Origin of the sequence: Streptomyces bungoensis (assembly GCF_001514215.1) — a bacterium.
In the GTDB taxonomy this organism is placed as follows: Bacteria; Actinomycetota; Actinomycetes; order Streptomycetales; family Streptomycetaceae; genus Streptomyces; species Streptomyces bungoensis.
This window is the reverse complement of record NZ_KQ948851.1, coordinates 854,956-869,032: the sequence shown is the minus strand read 5'-3', so window position 1 is coordinate 869,032 and position 14,077 is coordinate 854,956. Positions and strand designations below refer to the sequence as shown.

General features: G+C 71.2%; 13 protein-coding genes. 11 read left to right on the top strand and 2 right to left on the bottom strand.

What is annotated here, in order from left to right; translation table 11 throughout:
• The first annotated feature begins 71 nt into the window (after window positions 1–71).
• The 8 genes from AQJ66_RS03595 to pssA all read left to right on the top strand — a co-directional run bounded on the left by AQJ66_RS03595 (window position 72) and on the right by pssA (window position 9,052).
• The gene (locus AQJ66_RS03595; protein WP_208611267.1) at window positions 72–905 is read left to right on the top strand and encodes a TetR family transcriptional regulator; all 834 of its coding nucleotides are present in this window, start codon (window positions 72–74) and stop codon (window positions 903–905) included.
• Window positions 906–1,320: 415 nt separating this feature from the next.
• The gene (gene ccrA, locus AQJ66_RS03590) at window positions 1,321–2,658 is read left to right on the top strand and encodes a crotonyl-CoA carboxylase/reductase (protein WP_061916741.1); all 1,338 of its coding nucleotides are present in this window, start codon (window positions 1,321–1,323) and stop codon (window positions 2,656–2,658) included.
• A gap of 9 nt (window positions 2,659–2,667) precedes the next feature.
• Complete coding sequence (locus AQJ66_RS03585; RefSeq protein ID WP_061916158.1) at window positions 2,668–4,695, top strand: protein meaA; 2,028 nt, start codon at window positions 2,668–2,670, stop codon at window positions 4,693–4,695.
• On the top strand, window positions 4,692–5,657 hold the full coding sequence (locus AQJ66_RS03580; RefSeq protein WP_061916155.1) for an HpcH/HpaI aldolase/citrate lyase family protein: 966 nt from the start codon (window positions 4,692–4,694) through the stop codon (window positions 5,655–5,657). The genes AQJ66_RS03585 and AQJ66_RS03580 overlap by 4 nt, the downstream gene beginning before the upstream one ends.
• Window positions 5,658–5,662: 5 nt before the next feature.
• Window positions 5,663–6,175: a MaoC family dehydratase gene (locus tag AQJ66_RS03575; protein WP_061916152.1), complete on the top strand. Its 513-nt coding sequence runs from the start codon at window positions 5,663–5,665 to the stop codon at window positions 6,173–6,175.
• A gap of 3 nt (window positions 6,176–6,178) precedes the next feature.
• Window positions 6,179–7,384 carry an acyl-CoA dehydrogenase family protein gene (locus AQJ66_RS03570; protein WP_061916149.1) on the top strand — a complete coding sequence of 402 codons (1,206 nt, stop codon included), beginning with the start codon at window positions 6,179–6,181 and terminating at the stop codon, window positions 7,382–7,384.
• A gap of 170 nt (window positions 7,385–7,554) precedes the next feature.
• Window positions 7,555–8,211 carry a phosphatidylserine decarboxylase gene (locus tag AQJ66_RS03565; RefSeq protein ID WP_061916146.1) on the top strand — a complete coding sequence of 219 codons (657 nt, stop codon included), beginning with the start codon at window positions 7,555–7,557 and terminating at the stop codon, window positions 8,209–8,211.
• 22 nt (window positions 8,212–8,233) lie between these two features.
• Window positions 8,234–9,052 carry a CDP-diacylglycerol--serine O-phosphatidyltransferase gene (gene pssA, locus AQJ66_RS03560; protein ID WP_061916143.1) on the top strand — a complete coding sequence of 273 codons (819 nt, stop codon included), beginning with the start codon at window positions 8,234–8,236 and terminating at the stop codon, window positions 9,050–9,052.
• Between the two features lie 84 nt (window positions 9,053–9,136).
• On the opposite strand, the gene AQJ66_RS03555 is transcribed toward pssA, so the two are convergent.
• Window positions 9,137–10,255, bottom strand: a complete 1,119-nt coding sequence (locus AQJ66_RS03555; protein ID WP_061916139.1) for a glycerate kinase — start codon at window positions 10,253–10,255, stop codon at window positions 9,137–9,139.
• A gap of 161 nt (window positions 10,256–10,416) precedes the next feature.
• On the opposite strand from AQJ66_RS03555, the gene AQJ66_RS03550 reads away from it, so the two are divergent.
• The 3 genes from AQJ66_RS03550 to AQJ66_RS03540 all read left to right on the top strand — a co-directional run bounded on the left by AQJ66_RS03550 (window position 10,417) and on the right by AQJ66_RS03540 (window position 12,846).
• Window positions 10,417–11,505 carry an ADP-ribosylglycohydrolase family protein gene (locus AQJ66_RS03550; RefSeq protein ID WP_061916135.1) on the top strand — a complete coding sequence of 363 codons (1,089 nt, stop codon included), beginning with the start codon at window positions 10,417–10,419 and terminating at the stop codon, window positions 11,503–11,505.
• Window positions 11,506–11,533: 28 nt separating this feature from the next.
• Window positions 11,534–12,028 (top strand): NUDIX domain-containing protein, encoded by a 495-nt coding sequence (locus AQJ66_RS03545; protein ID WP_061916132.1) that lies wholly within the window; start codon window positions 11,534–11,536, stop codon window positions 12,026–12,028.
• Between the two features lie 95 nt (window positions 12,029–12,123).
• Entirely contained in the window at window positions 12,124–12,846 is a 723-nt protein-coding gene (locus AQJ66_RS03540; RefSeq protein ID WP_061916129.1) for an SIR2 family NAD-dependent protein deacylase, read from the top strand.
• Window positions 12,847–13,181: 335 nt separating this feature from the next.
• Here the strand turns inward: AQJ66_RS03540 and AQJ66_RS03535 are convergent, their stop codons facing one another.
• The gene (locus tag AQJ66_RS03535; protein WP_061916127.1) at window positions 13,182–14,036 is read right to left on the bottom strand and encodes a DMT family transporter; all 855 of its coding nucleotides are present in this window, start codon (window positions 14,034–14,036) and stop codon (window positions 13,182–13,184) included.
• Window positions 14,037–14,077: the final 41 nt, after the last annotated feature.

Genomic DNA, 14,077 nt, shown 5'->3' with positions numbered 1-14,077 from the left:
GTCCGTCCCGCGTGGCCGGGGGAAACCGGGGACCCGCGCACCGAGCTGCGCACATGCAGTACGTTCGGGACATGTCCCAGCCCGCCAAGTCCGCCCGTACACCAGTCACGCCCGACGCGCCGGAGAGTGCCGCAGGCAGCCGTGCCGCCGCCCAGCGGCTGAAAATGCGCCGAGAGCTGGCGGCCGCAGCGATGGAGCTGTTCGCGACCAAGGGGTACGAGGCGACCACCGTCGACGAGATCGCGGCCGCGGCCGGGGTCGCGCGCCGCACCTTCTTCCGCCACTTCCGCTCCAAGGAAGAGGCGATCTTCCCGGACCACGACGACACCCTGATCCGCGCCGAGGCGGTGCTCAACGCCGCCCCCGCGCACGAGCACCCGCTCGACACGGTGTGCCGCGGGATCAAGGAAGTGATGAAGATGTACGCGGCCCGGCCGGAGATCTCGGTCGCCCGGTACAAGCTGACGCGCGAGGTGCCCACCCTGCGGGAGGCCGAGATCGCCTCGGTGGCCCGCTACGAGCGCCTGTTCACGCGCTACCTGCTCGGCCACTTCGACGAGCACGCGCACGCCGACGACGCCAACGACGACCCGCTGCTCGCCGAGGTCGCCGCCTCCGCCGTCGTCACCGCCCACAACCACGTCCTGCGGCGCTGGCTGCGGGCCGGCGGACAGGGCGACGTGGAGGCCCAGCTCGACCACGCCTTCGCGATCGTGCGCAAGACCTTCGGCACCGGCATCGGCGCCGGGCGGGGCACGGCCCCGCACCCGGCCTCCGCGGGCGCCTCCGCCGGCGCCTCCGCGCTCTCCTCGGTGGAGGGCGAGGTGCTGGTGACGGTCGCCCGCACCGACGCGCCCCTGCACGAGGTCATGCGGACCATCGAGCAGGCACTCAAGGAGCGCTGACCCCGCCTCCGAAGCGCCTTTCCCGCTGTGACGACGGCCACCCTCCGGGTGGCCGTTTTTGCATGTCAGCGCCCCTTTTACCCGCCCTCGGAGCCCCCGCGTGATCGATCATCGCTCATCTGTCAAGTAAAGATTTCATCTGAGAGCAATATCTGGCACTCAGTGCCTTGCAAGGTGACACGCGGTGTCATACGTTGAAGGTGTCCGGGCTGTCCCCGCAGACCATCACCTGCGCGCCCGAACGCCTGCGTCACAGGCAACCTCCCGCGCCACAACGCGCTGCCGAAGCACCACCCGCCGAACCGACGGCACACCCGCTCCACCCGAAAACCCTCAGCAGCACTCACCGCAGCACCGACGAACCCCCAGGCGCCCCTCCCTCAGGGCGCTCACCGCCGGAGGCAACACCGTGACCGTGAAGGACATCCTGGACGCGATCCAGTCGAAGGACGCCACGTCCGCCGACTTCGCCGCCATGCCGCTCCCCGAGTCGTACCGCGCGATCACCGTCCACAAGGACGAGACGGAGATGTTCGCGGGCCTGGAGACCCGCGACAAGGACCCGCGCAAGTCGATCCACCTGGACGACGTGCCCCTGCCCGAGCTGGGCCCGGGCGAGGCCCTGGTGGCCGTGATGGCCTCCTCGGTCAACTACAACTCGGTGTGGACCTCGATCTTCGAGCCGCTGTCCACCTTCGGGTTCCTGGAGCGCTACGGCCGCACCAACGAGCTGGCCAAGCGCCACGACCTGCCGTACCACATCATCGGCTCCGACCTCGCCGGCGTCGTCCTGCGCACCGGCCCGGGCGTCAACGCCTGGAAGCCCGGCGACGAGGTCGTCGCCCACTGCCTGTCCGTCGAGCTGGAGTCCTCCGACGGCCACAACGACACGATGCTCGACCCCGAGCAGCGCATCTGGGGCTTCGAGACCAACTTCGGCGGCCTGGCGGAGATCGCGCTGGTGAAGTCCAACCAGCTCATGCCGAAGCCGGACCACCTCAGCTGGGAGGAGGCCGCGGCCCCCGGCCTGGTGAACTCCACCGCCTACCGCCAGCTGGTCTCCCGCAACGGCGCCGGCATGAAGCAGGGCGACAACGTGCTCATCTGGGGCGCGAGCGGCGGCCTCGGCTCCTACGCCACGCAGTTCGCGCTGGCCGGCGGCGCCAACCCCATCTGCGTCGTCTCCTCGCCGCAGAAGGCGGAGATCTGCCGGTCCATGGGCGCCGAGGCGATCATCGACCGCAACGCCGAGGGCTACAAGTTCTGGAAGGACGAGCAGACCCAGGACCCGAAGGAGTGGAAGCGCTTCGGCAAGCGCATCCGCGAGCTCACCGGCGGCGAGGACATCGACATCGTCTTCGAGCACCCCGGCCGCGAGACCTTCGGCGCCTCCGTCTACGTCACGCGCAAGGGCGGCACCATCACCACCTGCGCCTCGACCTCGGGCTACATGCACGAGTACGACAACCGGTACCTGTGGATGTCGCTGAAGCGGATCATCGGCTCGCACTTCGCGAACTACCGCGAGGCCTGGGAGGCCAACCGCCTCATCGCCAAGGGCAAGATCCACCCCACCCTGTCGAAGACGTACTCCCTCGAGGACACCGGCCAGGCCGCCTACGACGTCCACCGGAACCTCCACCAGGGCAAGGTCGGCGTGCTGTGCCTGGCCCCCGAGGAGGGCCTGGGCGTGCGCAACGAGGAGATGCGCGCCCAGCACATCGACGCCATCAACCGCTTCCGGAACGTCTGAGAGCCGCAGATGACAGAGCGTCAGAAGGACCGTCCGTGGCTCATGCGGACGTACGCGGGCCACTCGACCGCGGAGGCGTCCAACGAGCTGTACCGGCGCAACCTCGCCAAGGGCCAGACCGGTCTGTCGGTGGCGTTCGACCTGCCGACGCAGACCGGCTACGACCCCGACCACATCCTCGCCCGCGGCGAGGTCGGCCGGGTCGGCGTGCCCGTCTCGCATCTCGGTGACATGCGCCGGCTGTTCCAGGACATCCCCCTGGAGCAGATGAACACCTCGATGACGATCAACGCCACCGCCATGTGGCTGCTGGCGCTCTACCAGGTCGTCGCCGAGGAGCAGGGCGCGGACGTCACCAAGCTCCAGGGCACGACCCAGAACGACATCGTCAAGGAGTACCTGTCCCGGGGGACGCACGTCTTCCCGCCGGGGCCGAGCCTCCGCCTGACGACGGACATGATCGCGTACACGGTCTCCCACATCCCGAAGTGGAACCCGATCAACATCTGCAGCTACCACCTGCAGGAGGCCGGGGCCACGCCGGTGCAGGAGATCGCGTACGCGATGTCCACCGCGATCGCCGTCCTCGACGCCGTGCGCGACTCCGGCCAGGTGCCGCAGGAGCGCATGGGCGACGTGGTCGCCCGCATCTCCTTCTTCGTGAACGCGGGCGTCCGCTTCGTCGAGGAGATGTGCAAGATGCGCGCCTTCGGCCGTATCTGGGACAGGATCACCCGCGAGCGGTACGGCATCGAGGACCCCAAGCAGCGCCGCTTCCGCTACGGCGTCCAGGTCAACTCCCTGGGCCTGACGGAGGCGCAGCCGGAGAACAACGTCCAGCGGATCGTGCTGGAGATGCTCGCGGTCACCCTCTCCAAGGACGCCCGCGCGCGCGCCGTGCAGCTGCCCGCCTGGAACGAGGCCCTGGGCCTGCCCCGGCCCTGGGACCAGCAGTGGAGCCTGCGCATCCAGCAGGTGCTCGCCTACGAGAGCGACCTGCTGGAGTACGAGGACATCTTCGAGGGCTCGAAGGTGGTCGAGGAGAAGGTCGGCCGGCTGGTCGAGGACGTCCTCGCGGAGATCGACCGCATCCAGGAGATGGGCGGCGCGATGGCCGCCGTGGAGTCCGGCTACCTGAAGTCGCAGCTGGTCGCCTCGCACGCCGAGCGCCGGGCCCGGATCGAGTCCGGCCAGGAGAAGATCGTCGGCGTCAACATCTTCGAGGGCACCGAGCCGAACCCGCTGACGGCCGACCTGGACACCGCGATCCAGACGGTCGACCCGGCCGTCGAGGCGCGGGTCGTGGAGTCCCTCCAGCGGTGGCGCGACACCCGCTACCAGCCGCCCTTCAACCACCCGCGCCCCTGCAAGGCGCTGGAGCGGCTGAAGGAGGCCGCCAAGGGCACCGGCAACCTGATGGAGGCCACCCTGGAGTGCGCCCGGGCCGGCGTCACGACCGGCGAGTGGGCCGGGGCGCTGCGCGAGGTGTTCGGCGAGTACCGGGCGCCCACCGGGGTCTCCTCCGCGCCGGTGGCCGTCGCCGCCGAGGCCGGCTCGGCGCTCGCCGACGTCCGCGCCCGGGTGGACGCCACCGCCCGCGAACTGGGCGTGGGCAAGCTGCGCTTCCTGGTCGGCAAGCCCGGCCTGGACGGGCACTCCAACGGCGCCGAGCAGATCGCCGTGCGCGCCCGCGACGCCGGCTTCGAGGTGGTCTACCAGGGCATCCGGCTGACGCCGGAGCAGATCGTGGACGCGGCCCTGGCCGAGGACGTCCACGCGGTGGGCCTGTCGATCCTGTCCGGCTCGCACGCGCGGCTGGTGCCGGACGTGCTCGAACGCCTCCGTGTGGCCGGTGCCACAGATATACCGGTGATCGCCGGTGGCATCATCCCGAATGGTGACGCCGAGCAGCTGAAGGAAGCCGGAGTGGCCGCCGTCTTCACCCCGAAGGACTTCGACATCACCGGCATCATCGGCCGCATCGTCGACGAGATCCGGAAAGCGAACAAGCTCGACCCTCTGGAGGTCCCCGCATGACCACGCCTGTCAACCGCCTTCGCCCCCGGCGCTCCTGCCTGGCGGTACCGGGGTCCAACCCCCGGTTCCTGGAGAAGGCGCAGGGCCTCCCGGCGGACCAGGTGTTCCTGGACCTGGAGGACGCGTGCGCGCCGCTCGCCAAGCCCGAGGCGCGGCACACCATCGTCAAGTTCCTCAACGAGGGCGACTGGACCGGCAAGACCCGCGTCGTCCGGGTGAACGACTGGACGACCGAATGGACGTACCGGGACGTCGTGACGGTGGTCGAGGGCGCCGGCCAGAACCTCGACTGCATCATGCTGCCGAAGGTGCAGGACGCCCAGCAGGTCGTCGCGCTGGACCTGCTGCTGACCCAGATCGAGAAGACGATGGGCTTCGAGGTCGGCCGCATCGGCATCGAGGCGCAGATCGAGAACGCGCAGGGCCTGAACAACGTCAACGAGATCGCGCAGGCCTCGCCGCGCGTCGAGACGATCATCTTCGGCCCGGCCGACTTCATGGCCTCCATCAACATGAAGTCGCTGGTCGTGGGCGAGCAGCCGCCCGGCTACCCGGCGGACGCCTACCACTACATCCTGATGAAGATCCTGATGGCCGCCCGGGCCAACAACCTCCAGGCGATCGACGGCCCCTACCTGCAGATCCGCAACGTCGAGGGCTACCGCGAGGTCGCGCAGCGCGCCGCCGCGCTCGGCTTCGACGGCAAGTGGGTGCTGCACCCGGGCCAGGTCGAGGCGTCCAACGAGATCTTCTCGCCGTCCCAGGAGGACTACGACCACGCCGAGCTGATCCTGGACGCGTACGACTACTACACGTCCGAGGCGGGCGGCAAGAAGGGCTCGGCGATGCTGGGCGACGAGATGATCGACGAGGCCAGCCGCAAGATGGCCCTGGTCATCTCCGGCAAGGGACGGGCCGCCGGCATGCAGCGCACGTCGAAGTTCGAGATCCCGGAGGCCTGAGCGCGATGCAGTTCGGACGCACCTACGAGGAGTTCGAGGTCGGGGCGACGTACAAGCACTGGCCGGGCAAGACGGTCACGGAGTACGACGACCACCTGTTCTGCCTCCTCACCATGAACCACCACCCGCTCCACATGGACACGAACTACGCCGAGAAGACGACGGACTTCGGCAAGAACGTGGTGGTCGGGAACTACATCTACTCCCTCCTGCTCGGCATGTCCGTCCCGGACGTCTCCGGCAAGGCGATCGCCAACCTGGAGATCGAGTCCCTCAAGCACGTGGCGCCGACCTTCCACGGCGACACGATCTACGGCGAGACGACCGTCCTGGACAAGTGGCCGTCGAAGTCGAAGAACGACCGCGGGATCGTCCACGTGGAGACGAAGGGCTACAAGCAGGACGGCACCCTGGTGTGCGTCTTCCGCCGCAAGGTCATGGTGCCCACCGAGACGTACATCAAGGAGCGCGGCGGCGAGCAGCCCGGCCGCCCGGAACCGAAGCAGCAGGAGAAGTAGGCCATGGCCCGTCTCGCCCAGACCGCCGGTCTGACCGACGTCCAGCAGGAGATCCTCTCCACCGTCCGGGACTTCGTCGACAAGGAGATCATTCCTGTCGCGACGGAGCTGGAGCACCGCGACGAGTACCCGCAGGCGATCGTGGACGGCCTGAAGGAACTCGGCCTGTTCGGCCTGATGATCCCCGAGGAGTACGGGGGCCTGGGCGAGTCGCTGCTCACCTACGCGCTGTGCGTGGAGGAGATCGCCCGCGGCTGGATGTCGGTGTCCGGCATCATCAACACCCACTTCATCGTCGCGTACATGCTCAAGCAGCACGGCACGCAGGAGCAGAAGGACCACTTCCTCCCGCGGATGGCGGCCGGCGACATCCGCGGCGCCTTCTCGATGTCGGAGCCGGGCCTGGGCTCCGACGTGTCGGCGATCACGTCCAAGGCGGTCCGGGACGGCGACGAGTACGTCCTGAACGGCCAGAAGATGTGGCTGACGAACGGCGGCACGTCCTCCCTGGTGGCCGTTCTCGTCCGGAGTGACGAAGGACACCCCGAGGGCACGGCGCCCCACAAGTCGATGACCACCTTCCTGGTCGAGAAGGAGCCGGGCTTCGGCGAGGTCCGCCCGGGCCTGACCATCCCCGGCAAGATCGAGAAGATGGGGTACAAGGGGGTCGACACCACCGAGCTCATCATGGACGGCCTGCGGATTCCGGCCGACCGGGTGCTCGGCGGCGTCACCGGCCGAGGTTTTTACCAAATGATGGACGGCGTGGAGGTCGGCCGGGTCAACGTGGCGGCGCGCGGCTGCGGCGTCGCCCAGCGCGCCTTCGAGCTGGGCGTCCAGTACGCCCAGCAGCGGCACACCTTCGGCAAGCCGATCGCCCACCACCAGGCCATTCAGTTCAAGCTGGCGGAGATGGCCACCAAGGTGGAGGCCGCGCATGCCATGATGGTCAACGCGGCACGCAAGAAGGACTCCGGGGAGCGCAACGACCTGGAGGCCGGCATGGCGAAGTACCTGGCCTCCGAGTACTGCAAGGAGGTCGTGGAGGACGCCTTCCGGATCCACGGCGGCTACGGCTTCTCCAAGGAGTACGAGATCGAGCGCCTCTACCGGGAGGCCCCGATGCTGCTCATCGGTGAAGGTACCGCCGAGATCCAGAAAATGATCATCGGCCGCAGGCTGCTCGAAGAGTATCGGTTCCAGGGCTGATTGTCCGGTTACGGGGTGTTTTCTTCGAGAAGAAGATCACACCCCGTAGGCGGTGTTCGGCCGCCGACTCGGCTGACTCGCTTGCCCAGTTGCGGGCCCCGACCGGTACGATCCCGGGAAAGCCGCCGTCCCCCGTCAAAGCGCGGCATCATCCGCTACGAAGGTCATCCATGCCCCACAGCCAAACCTCTGCACACCGCGACAGCCTGGTAGGCACACGCCTCGCGCGCGGAGCATCGCCGTGGCTTCTCCCGACCGTCGCCACCGCAGCCCTCAGCCTGGCCCGCGCCCGCCGCTCGGGCGCCGCCAAGGCCGTCGCCGTGCCCGCCACCGCGCTCGCGGCGGGCATGCTGTGGTTCTTCCGCGACCCCGAGCGGGAGATCGCCCCGGGCCGGGTCATCTCCCCCGCCGACGGTGTGGTGCAGAGCATCATGCCCTGGAAGGACGGCCGTACACGCGTCGCGATCTTCATGAGCCCGCTCAACGTCCACGTCAACCGCGCCCCGCTCGCGGGCACGGTGACGTCGGTCGAGCACATCCCCGGCGGCTTCGTTCCCGCGTTCAACAAGGAGAGCGAGAACAACGAGCGCGTAGTCTGGCACTTCGACACCGAACTCGGCGACATCGAGATGATCCAGATCGCCGGCGCGGTGGCCCGCCGCATCGTGCCCTACATCCCGGAGGGCACGAAGGTCGAGCAGGGCGACCGTATCGGTCTGATCCGCTTCGGCTCGCGTGTCGACCTCTACCTGCCCGAGGGCGTGGAGGTCGCGGTCGAGGTCGGACAGAAGACCGTGGCTGGGGTGACTCGCATTGACCGTGATTGATCCGGAGACCCAGGCGGGCTGGGTGCCCGAGGCCGACGACGTGGACGACGAGGAGGAGATGCCCCTCTCTCTGCGCCTGTCGATAGCGGACACCCTCACGCTGGGCAACGCCACGTGCGGTTTCATGGCGGTGTACTTCACCACCACCGGGATCCTGATCCCGCACCTCACCGGCGACCAGGAGACGGGCATGGCCCGCCACAGCGCGGCCACCGCCGTCATCCTGATGCTGTGCGCGGCCGTCTTCGACCTGTTCGACGGGCTGGTGGCGCGCAAGCTGCGCTCGTCCCCGATGGGCGCCGAGCTGGACAACCTGTCCGACCTGATCAGCTTCGGTCTGGCGCCGGCGTACTTCGTGCTGGTCTACGGCATGGTCGCCGACGACGCGCACCAGAGAGTGGCCGCGCTGGGGGCGATCGTGGTGCTCCTGGCCGTGGTGCTGAGACTCGCGCGGTTCAGCTGCGTGACGGTGAAGGACGGCACGTTCCAGGGCATGCCCTCGCCCTTCGGCGCGCTGACGGTCGTCTCCATCGTGCTGCTGGAGCTGCCCTTCGTGGCGACGCTGCTGGCGATCCTGGGCACGGCGTGGCTGATGGTGAGCCGAGTGGAGTACCCGAAGCCCCGGGGGCGCCTCGCCGGCGCCATGCTCTCCTGGATCGTCCTGTCCATGGGCCTGCTGGCGGCCTGGGCGTTCGACGCCCCGAGCGGCCAGCTCCTCCTCCAGACGGGCTGCGCCCTGCAGCTGGTCATGGGCGCGGTGATCCCGCTGTTCGCCACGGCCCGCCGGGTGAACAACTTCCGCGACAACCGCCGTGAGGCGCGGGCGGCGCAGCTGCCGTAGCGGCGCTCGTACGGAGGGCCCCGGATCCGGAGACGGATACGGGGCCCTCCGCTGTCCCTGGGGGCGAGCCCCCAGGGGCCGGCCTCAGCCCAGGTAGTCCTCGGCGAGACGCTCGGCGACCCGCTCCAGGATCGGCCCGGCATCCGCGATGCACCGGGCGACGTCGGGCTCGACCGAGGTCAGCGGATAGGCCCGCTCGATGCCGGCCGCCGGCAGCGCCTGCCCCGGCAGGGCCAACCGCCCGCACACCGCGACGACCACCTTCCCCGCGGCGCGGGCCGCGGCCGCCACCCCCGCCGGCGCCTTCCCGTGCAGCGTCTGCTCGTCCAGCGACCCCTCGCCGGTGATGACCAGCGACGCCCGCTCCAGCGCGGGCGCGAAGCCGAGGACGTCCAGCATGACCTCGATGCCGGGCCGGAACCGGGCGCCCAGCAGCAGGGCGCCGTACCCGACGCCGCCCGCCGCCCCCGCGCCCGGCGCCATCGCGTACTCCGCGGCCCGCGGCCCGACCTCGGCCTCCAGCACCTTCGCGAAGCGGGCGAGGGCGGCGTCCAGGGTGCCGACGTCGTCCGGCGAGGCGCCCTTCTGCGGCCCGTAGACCGCGGGCGCGCCCTTCGGCCCGGTCAGCGGATTGTCGACGTCGCTGGCCAGGACCAGGTCCACCGAGGACAGCCGCGGATCCAGCCCCGACAGGTCGGCGCGTGCCACCCGGGCCAGCCCGCCCCCGCCCGGCGGCACCGGCTCACCGTCCTCGTCCAGGAACCGCGCGCCCAGGGCGGCCAGCATCCCGGCGCCGCCGTCCGTCGTGGCGCTGCCTCCGACGCCGAAGACGATGCCGCGCGCTCCCGCGTCCAGCGCCGCCCGCAGCAGCTCGCCGGAGCCGTACGTCGACGCCGTCAGCGGCGCGAAGACACCGGCCGGCAGCCGCTGCAGCCCGCTCGCCTCGGCCATCTCCACGACCGCGGTCCCGTCGCGCAGCGCGAACGCGGCCGTGACCTCCTCACCGAGCGGCCCGGCGACCCGCACCTCCCGGCGCTCGAAACCGGCCGCGACCGCCGCGGCCACGGTGCCGTCGCCGCCGTCGGCCACCGGCAGCGCCTCGACCTCGAGGGACGGCACGACCCGGCGCAGCCCGGCCGTGACCCGCTCGGCGACCTGCACGGCCGTCAGCGAGCCCTTGAACTTGTCCGCGGCGATGAGCACGCGCTGTGTCACCTGTTTCCCCTTGCTCTCCGGGCCCCGCGCACGTCGGGGCCAGTCGCGCCGCTGCGACCTTAACCTCGGCGCGCCCCCGCCGTCATGCCCCGACCGAACCCTGGGCAGCCGCTGGGAGCGGGCCGGGGAAAACGGGTAGGCCCGAGGGCATGAGCACCCACCCCACCGGACCCGGACCCGCCGGTCCCGACCTCGCCGACCGTGTGCACGGCGGCTGGCTCGGCCGCGTCGCCGGCAACATGCTCGGCAAGCCCGTGGAACAGGGCGAGGTGTGGACCCGCGAGCGCATCGACGGCTATCTGCGCAGGGCGGGCGCGCTGCCCCTCACCGACTACCTGCCCGAGCCCGCCGACGAGACCGACGCCCTCGGCCTGCGTCCCGAGTGGCGCCAGTGCGTGCGCGGCCGCATCCACGGCAGCTGCCGCGACGACGACGTCGACTACGCGATCCTCGGCCTGCACCTGCTGGAGACCCACGGCTTCGGCTTCACCACCGAGCAGGTCGGCGACCTGTGGCTGCTCAGGCTGCCGTACCTGCAGACGTTCACGGCGGAGCGCGCGGCGTACCGGAACCTCGCGAACGGGCTGAAGCCGCCGCTGACGGCGACGTACGACAACCCCTACCAGGAGTGGATCGGCGCCCTGATCCGCGCCGACGTCCACGGCTGGACCCGCCCCGGCGACCCGCGCACCGCCGCCGCGCTGGCCCGCCGGGACGCGGTGCTGTCGCACACCGGCAACGGCGTGTACGGCGCGATGTGGGCGGCCGCGCTGATCTCGGCCGCCTTCACCGCGCCGACCGTGCGCGACGCCCTGGAGAGCGCGCTGGCGGTGATCCCGGCGAGCAGCCGGCTGGCCCGCACCGTGCGCCGGGTGATCTCCTTGTACGAGGCCCGGCTGAGCTGGGAGGAGACGCTCGGCACGGTGTCCGCGGAGACCGCGGGCCTCGGCTGGATCCACACCGTCCCGAACGCGGCCGTCCTGACCGCGGGCCTCCTCTACGGCGACGGCGACTTCACCCGCACCGTCACCCTCACCGTGCGCGGCGGCCTGGACACCGACTCCAACGGCGCGACGGCCGGTTCGGTGGCCGGGGTGTTCACCGGCGCTGCGGCAGTCCCGGCCCGGTGGAAGGACCCGCTCGAGGACACGGTGCGCAGCGCGGTGTTCGGGTTCGACGGGGTGCGGATCAGTGCGCTGGCCGAACGCACCCTGCGCCTGGCGACGGCCGCGCCATAGCATCGCGGCACCTGGTTACCCTTCCTGGATGACCACGACTGACAGCTTCGCCGCCTACATCGCGAGCCTCCCCCGCATCCTGGCCGGTGCCGCCGCGCTCTTCCGGGACGCCGAGGGCCGGGTGCTGCTCGTCGAGCCGAACTACCGGGACGGGTGGGCCCTGCCGGGTGGAACCGTCGAGTCCGACGACGGGGAGACCCCGCGCCAGGGCGCCCGCCGCGAGACGCTGGAGGAGATCGGTCTGGACCGGGAGCTCGGCCGGCTGCTGGCGGTGGACTGGGTGCACGGCACGGGACGGCCGCCGCTGGTGGCGTACCTGTACGACGGCGGAGTGCTCACCGAGGCCGAGTGCGAGGCGATCCGCCTGCAGGAGGAGGAGCTGCTGTCCTGGCGCCTGGTCCCGCGCGAGGACCTGCCCGCCCACCTTCCCGGCGCCCTGGGCCGCCGCGTGCTGGCCGCCCTGGACGTCCTGGAGTCCGGCGCGGGCACGGCGGAACTGGAGAACGGCCACCGGGTGGCCTGACCGCCCGGCCGGGTCGCCAGGGCCTGTCCGACCGTTCCCGCCGTGCGCCGATATCCGTTCGCGGTGCCCGTCCGCCCGAACCTAAGCTCGACCGCATGAGCAAGCCCCTCGTCGCCGTCCTCAGCGGGGCCGGCATCTCCACCGACTCCGGCATCCCCGACTACCGCGGCCCGGCCGGCCTGTGGCGGCGGGACCCGGAGGCCGAGAAGCTCGTGACGTACGAGTACTACATGGGCGACCCGGAGATCCGGCGGCGCTCCTGGCTGATGCGCCGCGAGACCCACGCCCTGGGACCGCGGCCCAACGCGGCCCACCGGGCCGTCGCCGAGCTGGAGAAGTCCGGCGTCCCCGTGCGGGTGATCACGCAGAACGTGGACGGGCTGCACCAGCGCGCCGGGATGCCCCACCGCAAGGTGCTGGAGCTGCACGGCACCGCGCGCAGCGTGGTGTGCACGAGCTGCCGTGCGCGCGGCCCGATGGAGGACGTGCTCGCCCGCGTCGACGCCGGGGAGGCCGATCCGCCGTGCCGGGAGTGCGGGGGCATCCTGAAGTCGGCGACGGTGATGTTCGGCGAACGGCTCGACCCCGTGGTGCTCGGCGAGGCCCTCGGGATCGCCAAGGCCTGCACCGTGTTCCTCGCCGTCGGCAGCAGCCTCCAGGTGCAGCCCGCCGCCGGCCTGGTCGGCGTCGCCGCCGACCACGGCGCCCGCCTGATCATCGTCAACGCCGAGCCGACCCCGTACGACGACCTCGCCGACGAGGTCGTACGCGAACCCATCGGCACGGCCCTGCCCGAGCTGCTGCGCCGCCTCGTCTGACGACCGGACCCGACCCCGTCGACGACGACCGCGGCTGCCTCCGCCTGGTTCTCGCCGTACCACCGGTCCTGCTCACCCTCGTCGCGGCGTACTTCTGCCGGACGGCACTGACCATCCGCCCGTCCGGGCCCTGGGATGACGACGCGTGTGCGGGCGTCGTCCTGTCGTGTGTCCTGGCCATCGGGGCGGGCGGTGCCGCGGCCGCCGTGTGGGTGTTTCCGCCGGTGCGCCGGGTCCCGCACCGGCGGTGGGTGGGACCGGCTGTGCTGCCGGGGGTGGCCGCCGGGGTCCGATGGGCGACGGGCGGCCGAGCGCCGGCCACGCCGTCCGGGTGCCTACGGCGGTGCCGTCTCGGTTCCGGCCAGGGCGAAGACCCCGGCGACGACGAGGCCGATCCCGAGCGTCAGTGGCAGCAGCCACCAGCCGGTCCGTACGTGTTCCTCGTACACCAGGACGCCGAGCAGGAAGCTCATGGTGGCGTCGCCGAGGGTGAGGGCGGGCTGGGAGGCGATCAGGGGGCCGCCCTGCAGGGCGTGTTCCAGGAGCAGCATGGCGCAGACGCCGCTCGCGCCGAAGGCGTAGGTCTGCCAGGAGGTGAGGAAGCCGGTGAGGCCGGCGTCGCCGAGGATGTGGACGGACGTCTTCATGAGTCCGGCCGTGAGGGCGAAGAGGATCGCGGTGGCGGCGCCGAGGCAGGCGGCGCGGAACCGGCCCGGTGACCGTCTGAAGCCCGTGGCGGTCAGGACGGCGACCGCCCCGGCGGAGGCGGCCAGGACGGGGAGCCAGCGGTCGATGGAGACATGCGTGCGGTTGCCGGCGGGCGCGGCGGACAGCAGGGCCAGCCCCAGCCCCGCGACGACGACGAGCAGCTTCAGCAGCAGCGCGCCGGACGGCCGGCGGCGGCGCAGGACCGGGGCGAGCATCAGGGCCAGCGGGAGTTCGAGGATGAACAGCGGCTGGACGAGGGAGATCGGTCCCGTCGCCAGCGCGACCGCCTGGCAGAGGCCGGCCACGATCACCGTGGCCATCCCGGCCACCCAGACGGGCCGCCGCAGGAGGTCGAGGATCAGTCCGGGGCGGAATCCCCGGGACTGCGGCACGCTCTGCGCGGCCCGGCGCTGCAGGACGGTCGCGAGCGCGTTGCTGAGCGCCGCCAGGAGCGCGAAGAGAGTCGGCAGAACGATGCCCATGCCGACATTCTTCGCGGATCGGCCGTGCGCCGGTGAGGACG